The sequence below is a fragment of the Desulfoplanes formicivorans genome, assembly GCF_001748225.1.
GTDB classification, from domain to species: Bacteria; Desulfobacterota; Desulfovibrionia; order Desulfovibrionales; family Desulfomicrobiaceae; genus Desulfoplanes; species Desulfoplanes formicivorans.
The window spans coordinates 148,730-164,692 of sequence record NZ_BDFE01000017.1; the positions used below are offsets into that span (position 1 = coordinate 148,730).

The following is a 15,963-nucleotide window of genomic DNA, read 5'->3' on the forward strand; positions in this document are numbered from 1 at the left end:
TCAGGGGATGGTTCACATCCTGACCAAAGGGAAAAAACAGAGCGGTGGAGAACGGCTGAAACTGCCGGGGGGATCAATTCGCATGGGACAATCATTGCGAATGGTATTGTGACCAACGTTGTACGGAAAAACCACAACAAAAACGGATGGTTCAACCATCCATAAGAGCTGAACCATCCGTTGGGGGTGTATCAATCATCAGAGGTTGTAACCTCGATTTCTCTGACCTGGGAGGCAGGCACGGATTTGCGGGGGAAGGTAACCGTTAATACTCCTTTGCTGAAACGTGCCTTGACGCCGTTTTGATCCGCATCTTCAGGAAGGGAGAGCATCCGCTGAAACGAGCCATAGGACCGTTCCAGCCTGTAAAAATTCTTGCCCTTGTCCTCGGAGACCTGTTTCTTTTCGCCGTGGATCATCAGGGTATCATTGACAATCTCCAGCTTGATATCCTTCTCGTCCACTCCGGGAATCTCCACCGCAATGGAGTATTCCTTGTCCGTGACACCCAAATCCAGGCTGGGCTTGAACATGCCCCCGGAAAGGCGTGCGGCCGGAGAAGTCTCCTGCCCCCAGAACGGCAGGCCGAAACGATGCAGGGCCTGCTCAAAGAGCCGGTCAAATTCCTGGTGAAATTGATTCAGGGAATGGGCAAAATCATGCTCCTGAACACGTCCGCGTGCAACAGGAATGACCGTGCTTCCGTGCTCTTCTTCTTTCTTAAACCAATTCCATGGATTCAATTTTTCAATGTTCATCATGTCCTCCTTGGTAATGGTTTGCCTTTCAAGGTATCCGTACCCTCCCGTGAGAGCGGGGGTGCCTTGATCTCCATGAGATTAATACCTTTTTGGGGGCAGTCAAGAAGGATGCACAATACAGTTTTCAGGGGACGACCAGGTGGTCGTCCCCTGAAAACCATGGGTGTTTCAATGGGATTCGTTTGATGCGGCGGAGGCTGGAGAAGCAGAATTTTCCTCGGTTCCCCAGAGCAGATCAGCCATTTGTGCGGGAGCGTCGGGATATTGTTTGCGGGCCACGCGAAGCCCCAGGTTGTAGGCCTTTTTGTTGATCTCCTGGATCTTGGCGGGCAGGGCGGCCTTGAGCCGTCTTCTGACGGCCTGGGCATTCATGAAGGGCAGCAAATGGGTCAGGGCTCCCAGGGTGATCACATTGGTTGTCTGGACCACGCCGATCTTTTCCTTGGCCATTTGCGTAAAAGGCAGGCCCCAGTAAATGTTTGAGGGGGATTGATCCACCAGGGAGGAATCAATAAGCAGCCGGCCATGCATTTTCAGAGAGTTGTAATACATGTTGCAGGCTTCCTGACTCAGGGCCACCAGCAGATCAAGTCCCACGGGTTTGGGATAGCTGATGGGATCTGAACTCAGCACCACGTCCGACCGGCTGGCACCGCCCCGGGCCTCGGGCCCATAGCTTTGGGTCTGACAGACCTCGTACCCGTGATCAAGTGCCAGGGCCTGGCCCATGATCTTGCCAAGGGTCAAAATGCCCTGGCCCCCCAGACCGGAGAGTCGAATTTCAAAACGTGTCAGATGGTTGTTATTGTTCACCGCGTGCCTCCCTCAACTGGTTGCGCATGGCAGCATACCGTTCTTCAAGCCCGGGAATCTGTTTGTCCTGAAAGACGCCAATGGGTATTCTGTCGCGTTGCTTGTCCGGAGGCAGGGCATTGTACTTTTCAACGGAAAGGGCCTGTTTCCTGTACCATTTGTACATGTCGACCACGGTTTTGAACTTGTTCTTGCGGCCGTACTGGGTGTGACAGGGCGTCATGACCTCGATGAGATTGAACCCGGGATTGGTCAGCCCCTTGACCAGCAGTTTGTCCAGGAGATGAGCGTGCATGACCGTGCTGCGGGCCACAAAGGGGGCCCCGGCCGCACGCACCAGATCAATGACATCAAAGGCCTGTTCCAGCTGGCCGTAGGGGGTTGTTGCCGACACGGTTCCTTCGGGACTGGTGGGGGATTTCTGGCCTCCGGTCATGCCGTAGATATTGTTGTTCAGAATGAGTGCGGTGAGCCCGATGTTCCGCCGGGCCGCATGGATGAGATGGTTTCCGCCAATGGCCAGGGCATCGCCATCACCCATGACCACAATGACCTTGAGGCGGGGATTGGCCATCTTGATGCCCGTGGCAAAGGTCAGAGCCCGGCCGTGGGTGGTATGGATGGTGTTGAAGTCCACGTACACGGCCATGCGACCGGAACATCCGATACCGGCCACCAGAACGACTTCATCCTTGGAAAGTCCCAGACCATGCACGCACCGGATCAGGGAACCGAGAACAATGCCGTGACCGCATCCGGGACAGTAGACATGGGGGAACTTTTTGTTATGCCGAAGATACTCGTGAATGATATGTGTTATCTCTGCCATGGTATCCTGCATTGGTATAAGAGGATTGGTGGTTCACACCCCCCTGGAAAGGAGTCGAGCACAAGGGGAACTTGCCGGGTGATCCAGGTCCGTGTTCGGACCCGTCAGTTGCCTATGGAACCGCCCGGTGGCTTACCGTGAAACACTGCCGAGCACGGTTTTGAGGAGCTCGGACGGGGTGATGATCTGGCCATCCACCCTATTCATGGTCACCACCCGTGCCATGCCGTTGTTGACCCGTTTTACCTCCCGGGAGATCTGACCCATGTTCATTTCCGGGACCACAAGGGTCTTGCTTTGGCGGGCCACCCGTTCCACAATGCGTCGGGGAAAGGGAAACAGGGTCTTGAGTTTGACCAGCCCGGCCCTGACCCCTTGTTCCCGGGCCAGTTCAACAGCCAGTTCCGCGGAACGGGCCACACTGCCGTAGGCCACAATGGCGATTTCCGCATCCTCGCACTGGATCTCGTCAACCATCTGGATATCGTAATAATGCTGGTCGATCTTGCGGAAAAGCCGATTCATGAGTCCTTCCACTTCCTGGGGCTTGGAAGTGGGAAATCCCTGGCTGTCATGTGTCAGGCCGGTGGTGTGAAACCGGTAGCCCGTTCCCATGGGCGGCATGCAGGGAACCCCCTTCATGGTCTCCTCAAAGGGCGTGTACCAGTCAAAGGGCATGGATGGCGCGACCCGTGAAAAAATCTGAAAGGTGGATGGATCGGGCAGGGTGATCTTTTCCCGGGTGTGGGCGGTGACCTCGTCAATGAGCAGGATCACCGGAGTGCGATACTTTTCCGCAAAATTGAACGCGGTCACGGTCATTTCAAGACATTCGCGCACATTGACCGCAGAAAGCACAATGATGGGATGATCGCCATGGGTCCCCCATCTGGCCTGCTGGACGTCACCCTGGGCCGGGTTGGTGGGCAGCCCGGTGCTCGGTCCGCCCCGCATGACATTGACGATGACCAGGGGAACCTCGGCCATGCAGGCATACCCGATATGCTCCTGCATCAGGGAAAAGCCCGGACCCGACGTGGCCGTGAGCACCTTGCGCCCGGCCAGGGAAGCACCGATGATTGCCCCCATGCTGGCGATTTCGTCCTCCATCTGCAAAAAAACCCCGTTTTCCAGCAGGGGCAGACGTCGGGACATTTCCTCGGCGATTTCCGTGGACGGGGTGATGGGGTATCCGGCGAAAAAATCACAGCCGGCCAGCAACGCGCCCTCGACAACCGCTTCATTGCCCTGGGCAAACAATTCCTTGTGTTTTTTCTTCCTGGAAGACATCAGCTCTCCGTGCACACTGCTTCAACCGGTTTTGCTTCCGGTTGTTTGACGTTCTTAGACTTTGCCTGTGCCGCTATTCCGGAGACATCCTTGAAAACGGTTCCCGCAGGGTAGCCGTTATGCACCGCCCCGTTACATTCTTCCCTGGGACGCACGGAAACCGCAAAATCCGGACAATGCATCTCGCAAAACCCGCAATTCAAACATTCCTCTTCCCTGACCACGCATGCCTTGCCGTCTTTTCCCATCTCAAAGACCTTTCCGGGACAAAAGGCGACGCACAAGCCGCACCCCTTGCACCAGTCGGAAAAGACCCGCACCCTGGTTTGCCCTTTGCTTTTGGCCATCTGATTATGCCTCTGCCTGACTGAAAAGTTGATGTTATGAGGCGGGAAAAGCCTAGCGCCCGCCCGGTCATACCCGGTGGTCCACCTGTGTGCGCGTAGCCGAGCCGTCATGAAATGGCAATGGGTTTGCCGCGAATATTTCACATGTTTTTCATCTGGGGATCATCCTGATGCACAGGCAGCATTCTTCGGATAAGGCCAAAAGGACATGCCCGGGCTTTTCTTCATGCCAAAAACAGATCCAACAGCAGGGAATGCTTGAAAAACATGCTTGAAAGCCAGCCTGACGTCCTGCAACATGGCCCCGTTCTGCGTGTGCCTGCCAGCCATCCATCACCCCAGCAGTTTTGCTATGTGCTCGACCCCGTCTTCCAGGGAGGAAGCCACGAAAATCCCGGCATCGCGCATGGCCGTGAGTTTGGCGTCGATCTCGCCGTGCCCCTTACTCAGAATGGCTCCGGCATGACCAAAGGTCTTGCCGGGAGGAGCGGTCTGCCCGGCAATGAACCCCACAACCGGAAGATCAAACCCCGTGGACCTGATGTACGCGGCCAGTTTTTCCTCTTCATTGCCACCGATTTCTCCCAGCACAACAACGCCCCGGGTTGTGCCATCATTTCTGATGAGTTCCAGCATGTCGGTAAGGCCCGACCCGATGAACGGATCACCCCCGATGCCGACACAGATGGACTGACCGATCCCGGCCCGGGTCAGGCCGTAAACGGTTTCATAGGTCAGGGTGCCGCTTCGGGAAAAAACAGCCACCGGACCGGGTTTGAAAATCATCCCGGGCATGATGCCCAGCTTGATCTCATCAGGGATGACCAGACCCGGGGTGTTGGGGCCGATGAGCCGGGAAGTGGACGAGGACATGGCGTGCAAAACCCGCAGCATGTCCGCCTGGGGAATGGATTCGGTGATGCATATGATCCAGGGAATGTTTTCGGCGGCAGCCGCAAGAATGGCGTCGGGTGCAAATGCCGGGGGCACAAAAATCACGGTGGCGCCGATGTCATGATGGGCACAGGCCTGACGCACCGTGTCATAGACCGGGATGTCGTCAACACGGGTTCCTCCCTTGAACGGGGTCACGCCGGCAACAACCCGGGTGCCAAAAGAGCGCATGAGCCCCGTGTGCAATCTGCCGGTCTTGCCGGTTATTCCCTGAACCAGCACCTGGGTTTCCCGGTTCAGAGCGGACAGGGGACCGGAAGGGTGAAGAGAAACCCTGCCGTCCGGTTGCACCACCTGATCCGGCATGGAGATGGTTGTTGGCTCGGCCACATTCTTGCGTGCTGCTGAAGGGTGGATGATCCCGGCCAGCTCGGCAAGAGCTGATTCCATGTTCTCCACCAGGCAGAGCCGGGGATGGTTCAGGGCCTTGAGAATCTTTTGGCCGTCATCAGCCATGTAGCCGGAGAACCGGACCACACAGGGCTTGGTCAGCTCCACCTTGTCCAGGGTGGCGGTAAGGGCCTCGGCCACATGGGCGCAAGAAAGAATTCCCCCGAAAATATTGATAAAAATGACCTTGACCCGATCGTCTTCCACAAGCAGTTCCAGGCCGGTGCGCATCCTGGGGATATCTGCTCCCCCGCCCAGATCCAGAAAATTGGCCGGTTCCAGCCCGTTTTTGTTCAAAATATCCATGGTGTTCATGGCCAGCCCGGCCCCGTTGACCATCATGCCCACGGACCCCTTGAGGCGGTGGTAGCTCAGTCCGGCGGTCCGGGCCCTGATTTCGTCGGGGCTTTGGTGTTCTGGACGGCTGAGAGCCTTTTTGACCTCGGGGAGCAATGCCATCTTGCTGTCATCCAGATCCACCTTGCCGTCCAGGGCCACCAGGGTTCCCTGGTCGGTCAATGCCAGGGGATTGATTTCCGCCAGCAAGGCCCCGTGGGTGGTGACCAGATTGATCAGGGAGGTGCACAGGGCGTGAAAGGTGGACCAGGTTGTCCGGGGAAGGCCGAGATGGAAAAAGGCGTCCTGGATGCGGTGCTCATAACTGGAGGTCAAAAAATCAATTGATGCGGTCATGAGGGTGTCCCTGGAGGATGCTTCCACATCAACCCCGCCACATGCATTGCAGGCCAGGACAAGGGATCGGGTCTCACGCTGTACAAACACGCTCAGGTAGTATTCTTTCTTGATAGAGGCTGCAGGCTCGATGCGCACGTAAGGGACGGCAAGATCCCGTATGCGCATGGATAAGATGACGGGAAGGACCTGTTCCAGCTCCTGCATGTCCTTGACAAGGCGAACACCGCCGGCCTTGCCCCGACCACCGGTAAGCACCTGAGCCTTGACCACCATGGGAAAACCGATGGCAGTGATGTGGTCTTCATTCCCGGTTATGGTCGTGAGGGCATGCCCTCTGGGAACGGGGATGCCGACCTGAGCGAAAAGCTGTTTACTGGTATGTTCATCAAGTTTCATCCGATCTCCTGCATGCAAAAGGGGATATAAAGGGCCAACAAGTCCTCAAAGGCTCTTTCTTCAACCCGTCTGAAAAGTCAAAGAAAAACCCCGTTCTCATGCATGAGAGCGAGGTTTTTCAAACAATCTTCCATGGCAAACCGTGCCTACTTTTCCAAGGCATCCTCTTCCAGGGCCACCAGGGTCTGGTATTGCTCCCGTTTTCTGATCACCCGGCTTGTTGCACCGTCCACAAGAATTTCGGCAGCCCGGGGGCGGGAATTGTACTGGGAGGACATGACAAACCCATAGGCCCCGGCAGAATGAACAGCCAGAAGTTCGCCAGGTTGCACCTGGGGAAGCTCCCGATCCTGGGCCAAAAAATCGCCGGATTCGCAGATGGGACCGACCACATCCACCTTTCTGGACGGACGCCCCTTGGGCTCGACCTCGGCAATGCGATGAAATGAGCCATACAGGGACGGACGGATCAAGTCGTTCATACCCGCATCCACAATGACAAAATCCTTGGTGCTTCCCTGTTTGATATACTCGACCTGGGTGACCAGAATGCCCGCGTTGCCGGCAATGACCCGACCGGGTTCGAGAATCAGGGTCAGATCCATGCCCGCAAGGGCCTTTTTCAGGGCCTCTCCAAATTCCCTGGGATGGGGCGGTTCCTCTTCGTCATAGGTGATGCCCAGACCGCCGCCCAGATCCAGGTATTTGATCATGATTCCCTTTTCTGCCAGCTGTCCATGAAGTTTCTTGAGGCGTTCAATGCTTTCCAAAAAGGGCTCAATGGTGGTGAGCTGGGAACCGATATGGCAGTCAATGCCCACGGGGTTGACCCCGGGAAGATCCCTGGCCTTCACATAGATGGGCAGGGCCTGGTCCATGGGGATACCAAACTTGCTCTTCTTGAGGCCAGTGGCAATGTAGGGGTGGGTCTTGGGATCCACATCAGGATTGATACGCAGACTTACCTGGGCCTCAAAGCCGAATTCCACGGCCACCTTGCTGATCCGTTCCAGTTCCTGTTCGGATTCCACATTGAACATGAGAATACCCGCAAACAGGGCCTCCTGAATTTCGGCCACCGACTTGCCCACACCGGAATACACGATCTTCTTGGGATCGATCCCCGCCCGCAGGGCCCTGAACAGTTCACCGCCGGAAACAATGTCAACGCCCGATCCTTCCTGCTTGAGCAGGTTCAGAATACTCAGGTTGGAGTTGGCCTTGACCGAATAGCAAATCAGGTGATTGATTCCTTCAAAAGCCGAATCAAAGGCCTTGAAATGGCGTTGCAATGTCTTGGCGGAATAGACGTACAAAGGCGTGCCGTACTTTTCCGCAAGTTCCCTGATCCGGACGTCCTCGGCATGGAGTTCTCCGTCCTTATACTTGAAATAATTCATGATATTCTCTCCACATGCGCAGTACGCAGTTTATGTATTCCATGCTTGTTTGATGCATTTTTCAAAATTGCAGCCAATACCCTGCACCGAGGCTGTCCGGCTTCAAGCACCCTTGGTGCAACGCATTGTACGCCGTTGCCTCACTCGTCCTCTCCCACATACATAACATGCGATGCAACAGGCTGCAGGGACGCATGCACATTGTGACCAACAATCCTCCACCGAAATCCCGTATGGGGGGGAAGCTGGCAAAAAAGCAGGGTCAGTGTCTGCCCCTGCCGGGTGATTTCAGGATCGCTCATAGCAAAGGACCTGGTCTCCCGGGCCTGAAAAGGACAGGAGGGGCAGTCTTCGTCGCCGGGAGCCCATTCCAGATCCACACGGGCCAGATTGTCATAGGCCCCTTCAACCGTGGCCCGGATGGTCAGGCAGGTGTCTGAAAAGGAAAAGCTGACCTCCTTCCAGGAAAATTCATCCTCTTGGGCCAGTGGAGAAGGCCAGACCTTGAGGCCACAGCCCGTGGTCAGCAAAAGGATACCAAGCAGGGCGATACACGCCCACAATGCGTATTTGCTACCTGTTGTGTACATGCTGTTTCCATTTGCTCAAAATTGTCAGGGCCTCCAGGGGAGTAAGACCGTCAATATCCATGTTCTGCAACTCCCGGACAATGGGGTGGAGGTCAGGGGACTGGGGCGCATGAGGAGCATCATCGGCCTGTGTCCCGGCCAATCCCGGCAGCAAGGGCTCTCTGGTGACCATTTCCCGGACGGCCTGGCCGTGCTGGCGTTTGGATGATTTCTCCAGTTGCTCCAGGATCTCCCTGGCCCGTTGCACCACCGGCATGGGAACCCCGGCCAGTCGGGCCACTTCGATGCCGTAACTGCGATCCGCCGGCCCAGGTACGAGACGACGCAGAAAAATGATCTCTCCCTTCCATTCCTTGACCGCGATATTCAGATTCCTGACCTGATCAATGTCCCCCTCCAGCCCAGTCAATTCATGATAGTGGGTGGCAAACAGGGTCCGGATGCCTCCCTGGCGTCGGGCCAGCTCTTCCACAACGGCCCAGGCCAGGGACAACCCGTCAAAGGTGGAGGTGCCGCGGCCGATCTCGTCAAGAATGATCAGGCTTCGTTTGCCGGCCTGGCGAAGAATTCTTGCTGTTTCACTCATCTCCACCATGAAGGTGGATTGACCCTGGGCCAGGTTGTCCGAAGCCCCCACGCGGGAAAAAATCCGGTCGCATAATCCGAGATATGCTTGTTCCGCAGGAACCAGCGAGCCCATCTGGGCCATGATCATGATCAAGGCGGTCTGCCGCAGGACCGTGGACTTGCCAGCCATGTTGGGCCCGGTAACCAGGAGCACCTTGCCGTCCTCGCCCATGTGCAGGTCATTGGGAATGTAACTGGCGCTTCCCTGTACCGCCTCCACCACGGGATGTCTGCCGCCCTTGATGGACAATTCCAGCCCTGTATGCAGGCGGGGCGCCACCCAGGACCATCGGCGAGCCGCATGCCCCAGGCCCTGCCAGTAATCAATCTGAGCCAGAATTCCGGCCATGGCCATGAACCTGTCGCGCATGGCAGCGACCTGTTCCCTGAGACGGGTGAACAAATCATACTCCCGGCTCTTGCGCTTCTGTGCGGCGGAAAGGAGCTTTTCTTCCAGCTCCTTGAGCTCCTGGGTGATGTAGCGTTCGCTGTTCACCAGGGTTTGACGCCGGATGAAATGCTCGGGAACCGGTTCCTTGCTCGCCTTGCTCAGTTCGAAATAGTATCCGAAAACCCGGTTGAATCCGAGTTTGAGTTTGGAAAGATGGTTTTCCTGCTGTTCCTTGTCCCTGAGCCTGGTCAGGGTAGCTTCACCATGTTCGGTCAACTCGATGAGTTCGTCCAGCTGGGCATCAAAGCCCTGCTTGAAAAGACCGCCTTCAGTGATCAGATGATTGGGATTGTCAAGCAGGGCTCGCTGGAGCAGCTCGCCAAGGGCCTCCAGATTGTCCCACCCGGCAAGAACCTTTTTCAGCAACCGGGGTGGCTGGGCAACCTCCTGAAGCAGCTCCTGCAACCGGGGAAACCGGGACAGACTCTGGCGAAGGGCTACAAAATCCTTGGGTGTGCACCGATTGAGATAAATCCGGGTGCTCAACCGTTCCACATCATACACCGTGTCCAGAGCCGCGCGCACCTTGTCGGTCAGTTCAGGATCATTGAAAAAAAGCCGGACAACTTCCTGGTTGGCCTCTATGGGCGCCAGATCCTTGAAAGGTTGATGCAGACGTTTTCCCAGCAACCGCTTGCCCATGGGCGTCATGGTCTGATCCATGACATGGAGCAGGGTGCCTTTGCCCTTGCGCCCATCCATGCGGGTGAACAATTCCAGATTGCGTTCGGTCACCTCGTCGAGCATGACCTGACCGGAAAGATGCAGCGGTGAAAACGGAGCCAGGCACGTCAGATCCTGTTTCTGGGTCTGGGTCAGATAGGCGACAATGGCCCCGCAGCACCTAACGAGCAGAGGCTTGTCAGCCAGATCAAGGACATCGAGGCTGGCAACCTGTTGAGCCCGCAACACTCGGTCCTGGGCACCCTTGGGATCAAAATAGCCTGCAATGGGAACATGCGTCACCCGAGCAGTCATCTGTCCCTGACCGGCCGGGATGCGGCAGTCCCTGGGAAGCAGCAGTTCCCGGGGAGCGACCTTGCCCACCCATTGCCAAAGAACATCAGGGTCCCTGGATACCAAACCCGTCCATTCCCCGGTGGTGCAGTCGGCCCAGGCCAGTCCACCACCTGACTGATCATCCAGAAACAGGGCGGCCAGAAACTGGTTTTCTCCCTGATCATGGACCAGATCTTCGACAACCGTTCCGGGAGTGAGCACGCGGGTCACTTCCCGTTTGACAAGCCCCTTGGCTTCCTTGGGGTCTTCCACCTGATCGCAGATGGCAATTTTGAATCCCTTTTCAAGGAGCTGCTTGAGATATTCATTTTTGGCGTGATGCGGTACCCCGCACATGGGCACGGGATGGTCGGCATGGGGATTGCGCGAGGTGAGAGCGATTTGCAGTTCACGAGACGCCTTTTCCGCATCCTCGAAAAAAAGTTCGTAAAAATCACCCATGCGGTAAAAGAGCAGGGCATCAGGATATTCCTCCTTGATGCGCAGGTACTGCTCAAGCATGGGGGTGAGTTTGGGTTTGCTCATGCCGGAAGATTCAATCGTTGAGGGACTTTCGAAAGCGGATGGAATGCCAGGACCGGCATCTGGGGCAGACATAAAAAATCTGTTCGCGTTTGAGCCCGCACTGGGAACACACGAACCGTTTGACCTGCTGCGCCCGCTTGAGAAAAAACTCCAGTTGCACGCTGAAAACCGGATTCAGGGATTGCTCTGGCAGGGACAGAAGCAAAACCTCCAAGCGGGTCGGCCAGAAATCCGGATCAAGAAACAGTGATTTTTCCAGCCAGGTTTTGGCCTGCGCGGTGTCCCCGGCCTGAATATGCAGAAGAGCCCCGTAATAATAGAGCAGCAGGTCATCGGTATAGGGCTCGATGCACTCGAGGGCCCGGGCACAGGCCTCGGGATGAACATGGGGTTGCGGATCAGGTGAACCCGTTTTGATTCCGTGCTGGATCAGTCCTTCCAGAAGGACAAACCGAAGCTCCCGGGCGACGTTTTTCAAGCCCGCATCAAGGCGTTTGCTGAACCGCTTCCAGTCTCTCCGGTCATACTCCCAAAGCAAATGTTCCAACCATGCTTCAGGAGAAGGTGAATAGATCTTGATGGCCCTGTTCAGCCATTTGAGGGCTTCATCACGGTTCTGATTCGTGGTGTCCGCAAGAAGAGACCGGGCATGCAAAACTAGGTAATGAGCCTGCCCCTGAGGAAACTTAAGAGCGGCACAATGTCTGGCAGCGGTCTGGAATTCATTGGTCTTGGCGGCCAGATCAACCAGCTCCAGAATAATGCGCGGATCCTTGCCGCACAGCTTCTGGGCCTCTTCCAGGGCCGCCAGCGAACGGTCCATGAACCCGGCCCGTTTGTAATCCTTGCCCAGTTCGAGATAGGCCCGTCCCTTGAAATCGTTGTCCAGGCCCGGACGAATGATCAGATTCTGACGGATCTGAATGGCCCGTTCGAGTTCTCCCTGAGAACGGTACAGATTGCCCAGGGCCAGATAGGTTTCTACGCTGTCGGAGTTGTTCTTGACGACCCGACTGAGCTCGCCAATGGCGGCCAGGGTATCCCTGTCCGACAAACTGTCACCGAGCTCAAGGGGAAAAAGCGAACCACTGGTGCGTGATGGCTTTCCTTTGAACATGGAGCGAATCGTGTTCCACAGCGTCATAGGATCTCATAACTCCGTTAGGAAATATCCCGGACACGCGCGGGGATCAACCGGATTGGGATTGGCCTGGACAAACAGAAATCTGCCTTGTGGTCCCTTGAAAAGGACCAACAGGGCCTGGAAAACAACGTACCCACCCCAAAGGGAAAGCACGCCCGGGAACAGCCGGATTATGCCTGTTCGGGTTCGACGTCAGCAGTAACGGCTTCGGTCTGATAGTCGGTTTCCTCGATGGGCATGTTCCTCAGAGAATTGAGCTCTTCTTCCTGCTGCTTGATGGTCTTGCGGGCCGTGCGCAATTCCCTGGACAAGCGGATTTTCTCACACAGAAAATAAATCATGGGCAAGATGGCGCCAGCAACAAAGGCGAGCAGAATGAGGAGATAATGCGGAACAGGTGCACTGGTAACGCTCCAGGAAAAAAGCCCGAGCTGAAGAATGAGGGTCTGGACCAAAACGTCCGTGTTCTGCACGAAAAAAAGCATGGACACGAAAAACAGGACAACCAGACACAGAACCTTCAAATAACGCATGCTAGCACTCCTTGCTGAAAACGGTTGTTGTATTCAGGACCGTGCAAGTTCACGGCCGTTCACATAGAGGGAAAAAACTGGATACACCACAGGGCGATCCGGATAAAGAGTGCAGGAGAAAAGGAGAGGGCAAAAGCTTACCTTTTGTCCCTGACCGGAAGGAGCGGTGAGGGTATTGCCCCGTCGCGGCCCCTTGCCCGAAAAGCTTTTACGCCTGACTCTTGCCGCCGCCCAGGACTTTGAAATGGGGCAGCAACTTGGCATAGGTCGTTTCAAGGTGTTCCGGAACAACCATGGTGGACGCGCTGACCGCCATGAAGGAGTGGTCACCCACCCACCTGGGAACAAGGTGAAAATGGAGGTGTTCCTCGATCCCGGCCCCGGCTGCTTCACCCTGATTGAGGCCCATATTGATTCCCTGGGGGTGAAAAACCCGGGTCAGGATATCGCTGGTGGCCCGCAGCAGGTCCATGGCCTCGTGGCCTTCTTCAGCCGTCAGATCCGTGAGCATGCTTACGTGTCTATACGGAGTGACCATGAGATGTCCACTGGAATAAGGAAATTTGTTCATGATCACGAAACAATGTTCGCCGCGGTACAAAACAAGCCGTTTGGCATCCTCTCGCGTGTGTTGAGGAATGCAGAACACGCAACTGTCGGGTTTTTCATCAAGGATGTAATCGATCCGCCATGGGGCCCACAAGGTTTTCATGGCAGCCCTCCTACAAAATTTGACTCAAAAACTTTTTGGTTCGCGGATGTTCGGGATTTTCAAAGAAATGCTCGGGAGTCCCCTGTTCCACAATCACTCCCCCGTCCATGAAAATGACCCGGTCGGCCACTTCTTTGGCAAAACCCATCTCATGGGTCACAACAACCATGGTCATGCCTTCGCGGGCCAGTTTGACCATGACGTCCAGAACCTCGCCGATCATTTCCGGATCCAGGGCGGACGTGGGTTCGTCAAAAAGCATGATCTTGGGATTCATGGCCAGGGCCCGGGCAATGGCCACACGTTGCTGCTGCCCGCCCGAAAGCATGGCAGGGTAGACGTTGGCCTTGTCGGGGATACCGACCTTGTCGAGAAGGGTCATGGCGGTTTTTTCGGCCTGGGCCTGGGGAATCTTTTTCAACCGTATGGGTGCCATGGTCAGGTTCTGAAGTACGGTTTTGTGCGGGAACAGATTGAAGCTCTGAAAAACCATGCCCAATTCCTGGCGGATGGCATTGATGTCATTTTCGCGGGCATTGACGTCCTTGCCATCCACGATGATCCTGCCGCGATCAATGGATTCGAGACGATTGATGGATCGCAGCAGGGTGGACTTACCCGAACCGCTGGGTCCGATGATGACCACCTTTTCCCCGGGATTGACGGACAGGGAAACGTTGTCCAGGGCCTTGAGGGTACCAAAAAATTTGTAGACGTTTTCTATGCGGATGATGGGATCAATGGCGTTCATAATAGTTCAGCTTGTGCTCCATGCGGCTTACGCCCTTTGAAAGAATAAGGGTAATGACCAGGTAGACCAGGGCCACCATGGTAAAGGCTTCGAAATAATAAAAGGATTCACTGGCAAATTCCCGGCCCCGACGCAGGATGTCGGCAACAGCAAGGATGGAAACCAGGGAACTGTCCTTGAGCAGGGCAATGAACTCATTACCCACGGGTGGCAGGATGGTCCGCCAGGCCTGCGGCAGAACAACCAGGAACATGGTCTGGGATCGGTTGAATCCAAGGGTTCGGGCAGCCTCTGTCTGGCCGTGATCAATGGAATCGATACCGGCACGAAAAACCTCGCCCATGTAAGCCCCGTAACAGATGGCCATGGCAATGACCGCAGCCGCAAGAGGAGGAAGATTGCTGAAAAGCTCGAACTTCCCCAGGGCATAATAGATGTAGAAAAGCTGGACCAGCAGGGGGATGCCCCGGATGATCTCCACATACGTGGACGCGATCAGGTTGAAGAACCTGTTGCGGGACAGGCGACCGAGTCCTGTCACCAGCCCGATGACAAGGGAGAGAAGGATGGAGTAGATGGTTACCTGGAAGGTGACCAGAATGCCGTCCGGAAGGAACTTGAGAATATCCAGATAGGGATCTGGTTCGGTCATGCACAAATAGATAATGATGGCCACGGCTCCGATAAAGGAAATCCACCAGGCACTGAAAAGGCCCCGGTCTTTTTTCGAAGGAATGGCTGCACCGTCACCAACATGGATGTTAACTTCTTTCTTGCTCATGAGAATGCCTTAATGAGAAACGATCGACCGTGATGCGGTAATAGACGTTGGACGTTGCCAAAAAGGACAGGAAGCCGCTATTGCGGCTTCCTGTTCCTGATAATTCTTCGATTTGATTATTCTTCCGTGGGGAACCATTTCTTGAAGATGGCGTCGTACTCTCCACTGGCCCTGACGGCCTTGAGGCCCTTGTTGATCAGTTCAAGAACCTCTGTGTTGCCCTTGTTCACGGCAATACCAAGATATTCGGGTTCGTCGGGAACGATCAGAAAGGCCAGGGACAGGGAATCAACATAGTTCTTGTTCTGCAAAGCATACCCAACAGCAACGGCGTCATCGCAGATGACCGCGTCGATGCGGCCATTGTTCAGATTCTCGATGGCCAGACCCACTTCATCATAGGATTCGGGCTTGGCACCCTTGATCTTCTTGGAGGCGAAATACCCGGTGGTTCCGATCTGGGCACCGATTTTCTTGCCCTTGAGATCGTCAATGCTCTTGATGCCCGCGCCTTTCCGGGTAACAACGCCCTGCTTGACCTCAAAGTAGGGGTCACTGAAATCCATAACCCGTTTGCGCTTGTCCGTAATGGACACTGAGGAGGCAATGGCATCGTACTTTCCAGCGGCCAGTCCTGCAAAAATACCGTCCCAGGCCGTGTTTTTGATCACGGCAGTAAATCCTGCGGCCTTGGCAATGGCTTTGACCAGATCCGGGCAAAACCCCACAATGTTCTTGTTGGCGTCAACCATCTCCATGGGGGGCCAGGTGGCGTCGGAAGCAAAAACAATGGTCTTGGCCACGGCCACATTGGACAAAAACAAGACAGCAGCCAGCGTGAACAAAGCTTTTTTCATCATGGTGCGATCCTCCTCGCAAAATGGTAGTAGCATAAAATTCGAGTTTTTAGGTTATTCCGGAGGTCAGGTCAAGAAAAGCGGGGCAGCCGGACC

Annotated in this window: 15 protein-coding genes; all 15 read right to left on the reverse strand. The window is 55.5% G+C overall.

Features of this window, described 5'->3' with window-relative positions; genetic code table 11:
* Nucleotides 1-191: 191 nt before the first annotated feature.
* Nucleotides 192-758 (reverse strand): Hsp20/alpha crystallin family protein, encoded by a 567-nt coding sequence (locus DPF_RS09900; RefSeq protein WP_069859512.1) that lies wholly within the window; start codon nucleotides 756-758, stop codon nucleotides 192-194.
* Between the two features lie 171 nt (nucleotides 759-929).
* A complete protein-coding gene (locus DPF_RS09905) occupies nucleotides 930-1,574 on the reverse strand; it encodes a 2-oxoacid:acceptor oxidoreductase family protein (protein WP_069859513.1) in 645 nt (214 codons plus the stop codon).
* Entirely contained in the window at nucleotides 1,564-2,403 is an 840-nt protein-coding gene (locus DPF_RS09910) for a 2-oxoacid:ferredoxin oxidoreductase subunit beta (protein WP_069859786.1), read from the reverse strand. The genes DPF_RS09905 and DPF_RS09910 overlap by 11 nt, the downstream gene beginning before the upstream one ends.
* 132 nt (nucleotides 2,404-2,535) lie before the next feature.
* Nucleotides 2,536-3,693 (reverse strand): 2-oxoacid:acceptor oxidoreductase subunit alpha, encoded by a 1,158-nt coding sequence (locus DPF_RS09915; protein WP_069859514.1) that lies wholly within the window; start codon nucleotides 3,691-3,693, stop codon nucleotides 2,536-2,538.
* Complete coding sequence (locus DPF_RS09920) at nucleotides 3,693-4,040, reverse strand: 4Fe-4S dicluster domain-containing protein (protein ID WP_069859515.1); 348 nt, start codon at nucleotides 4,038-4,040, stop codon at nucleotides 3,693-3,695. Before DPF_RS09920 ends, DPF_RS09915 begins: the two co-directional genes overlap by 1 nt.
* A 333-nt stretch (nucleotides 4,041-4,373) precedes the next feature.
* The gene (gene sucD, locus DPF_RS09925) at nucleotides 4,374-6,476 is read right to left on the reverse strand and encodes a succinate--CoA ligase subunit alpha (protein ID WP_069859516.1); all 2,103 of its coding nucleotides are present in this window, start codon (nucleotides 6,474-6,476) and stop codon (nucleotides 4,374-4,376) included.
* A 146-nt stretch (nucleotides 6,477-6,622) separates the two neighbouring features.
* Nucleotides 6,623-7,876, reverse strand: a complete 1,254-nt coding sequence (lysA, locus tag DPF_RS09930) for a diaminopimelate decarboxylase (protein WP_069859517.1) — start codon at nucleotides 7,874-7,876, stop codon at nucleotides 6,623-6,625.
* A gap of 140 nt (nucleotides 7,877-8,016) precedes the next feature.
* Nucleotides 8,017-8,466 (reverse strand): hypothetical protein, encoded by a 450-nt coding sequence (locus tag DPF_RS09935; protein ID WP_069859518.1) that lies wholly within the window; start codon nucleotides 8,464-8,466, stop codon nucleotides 8,017-8,019.
* Complete coding sequence (mutS, locus tag DPF_RS09940) at nucleotides 8,450-11,089, reverse strand: DNA mismatch repair protein MutS (protein WP_069859519.1); 2,640 nt, start codon at nucleotides 11,087-11,089, stop codon at nucleotides 8,450-8,452. Before mutS ends, DPF_RS09935 begins: the two co-directional genes overlap by 17 nt.
* 10 nt (nucleotides 11,090-11,099) lie before the next feature.
* The gene (locus DPF_RS09945; RefSeq protein ID WP_083254628.1) at nucleotides 11,100-12,206 is read right to left on the reverse strand and encodes a tetratricopeptide repeat protein; all 1,107 of its coding nucleotides are present in this window, start codon (nucleotides 12,204-12,206) and stop codon (nucleotides 11,100-11,102) included.
* 197 nt (nucleotides 12,207-12,403) lie between these two features.
* On the reverse strand, nucleotides 12,404-12,766 hold the full coding sequence (locus DPF_RS09950) for a LapA family protein (RefSeq protein ID WP_069859521.1): 363 nt from the start codon (nucleotides 12,764-12,766) through the stop codon (nucleotides 12,404-12,406).
* A 208-nt stretch (nucleotides 12,767-12,974) separates the two neighbouring features.
* Nucleotides 12,975-13,478, reverse strand: coding sequence for an HIT family protein (locus DPF_RS09955; protein ID WP_069859522.1), 504 nt, complete (start codon nucleotides 13,476-13,478; stop codon nucleotides 12,975-12,977).
* A gap of 10 nt (nucleotides 13,479-13,488) precedes the next feature.
* Entirely contained in the window at nucleotides 13,489-14,229 is a 741-nt protein-coding gene (locus DPF_RS09960; protein ID WP_069859523.1) for an amino acid ABC transporter ATP-binding protein, read from the reverse strand.
* Nucleotides 14,216-15,010: an amino acid ABC transporter permease gene (locus DPF_RS09965; protein ID WP_069859524.1), complete on the reverse strand. Its 795-nt coding sequence runs from the start codon at nucleotides 15,008-15,010 to the stop codon at nucleotides 14,216-14,218. Before DPF_RS09965 ends, DPF_RS09960 begins: the two co-directional genes overlap by 14 nt.
* Nucleotides 15,011-15,126: 116 nt before the next feature.
* Nucleotides 15,127-15,870, reverse strand: coding sequence for a basic amino acid ABC transporter substrate-binding protein (locus DPF_RS09970; protein ID WP_069859525.1), 744 nt, complete (start codon nucleotides 15,868-15,870; stop codon nucleotides 15,127-15,129).
* Nucleotides 15,871-15,963: the final 93 nt, after the last annotated feature.

Coding starts and splice junctions, on each gene's coding strand:
- DPF_RS09900 (WP_069859512.1), bottom strand. CDS start 758: ATGAACATTGAAAAATTGAATCCATGGAATTGGTTTAAGAAAGAAGAA.
- DPF_RS09910 (WP_069859786.1), bottom strand. CDS start 2,403: ATGGCAGAGATAACACATATCATTCACGAGTATCTTCGGCATAACAAA.
- DPF_RS09915 (WP_069859514.1), bottom strand. CDS start 3,693: ATGTCTTCCAGGAAGAAAAAACACAAGGAATTGTTTGCCCAGGGCAAT.
- DPF_RS09920 (WP_069859515.1), bottom strand. CDS start 4,040: ATGGCCAAAAGCAAAGGGCAAACCAGGGTGCGGGTCTTTTCCGACTGG.
- sucD (WP_069859516.1), bottom strand. CDS start 6,476: ATGAAACTTGATGAACATACCAGTAAACAGCTTTTCGCTCAGGTCGGC.
- lysA (WP_069859517.1), bottom strand. CDS start 7,876: ATGAATTATTTCAAGTATAAGGACGGAGAACTCCATGCCGAGGACGTC.
- DPF_RS09935 (WP_069859518.1), bottom strand. CDS start 8,466: ATGTACACAACAGGTAGCAAATACGCATTGTGGGCGTGTATCGCCCTG.
- mutS (WP_069859519.1), bottom strand. CDS start 11,089: ATGAGCAAACCCAAACTCACCCCCATGCTTGAGCAGTACCTGCGCATC.
- DPF_RS09945 (WP_083254628.1), bottom strand. CDS start 12,206: ATGTTCAAAGGAAAGCCATCACGCACCAGTGGTTCGCTTTTTCCCCTT.
- DPF_RS09950 (WP_069859521.1), bottom strand. CDS start 12,766: ATGCGTTATTTGAAGGTTCTGTGTCTGGTTGTCCTGTTTTTCGTGTCC.
- DPF_RS09955 (WP_069859522.1), bottom strand. CDS start 13,478: ATGAAAACCTTGTGGGCCCCATGGCGGATCGATTACATCCTTGATGAA.
- DPF_RS09960 (WP_069859523.1), bottom strand. CDS start 14,229: ATGAACGCCATTGATCCCATCATCCGCATAGAAAACGTCTACAAATTT.
- DPF_RS09965 (WP_069859524.1), bottom strand. CDS start 15,010: ATGAGCAAGAAAGAAGTTAACATCCATGTTGGTGACGGTGCAGCCATT.
- DPF_RS09970 (WP_069859525.1), bottom strand. CDS start 15,870: ATGATGAAAAAAGCTTTGTTCACGCTGGCTGCTGTCTTGTTTTTGTCC.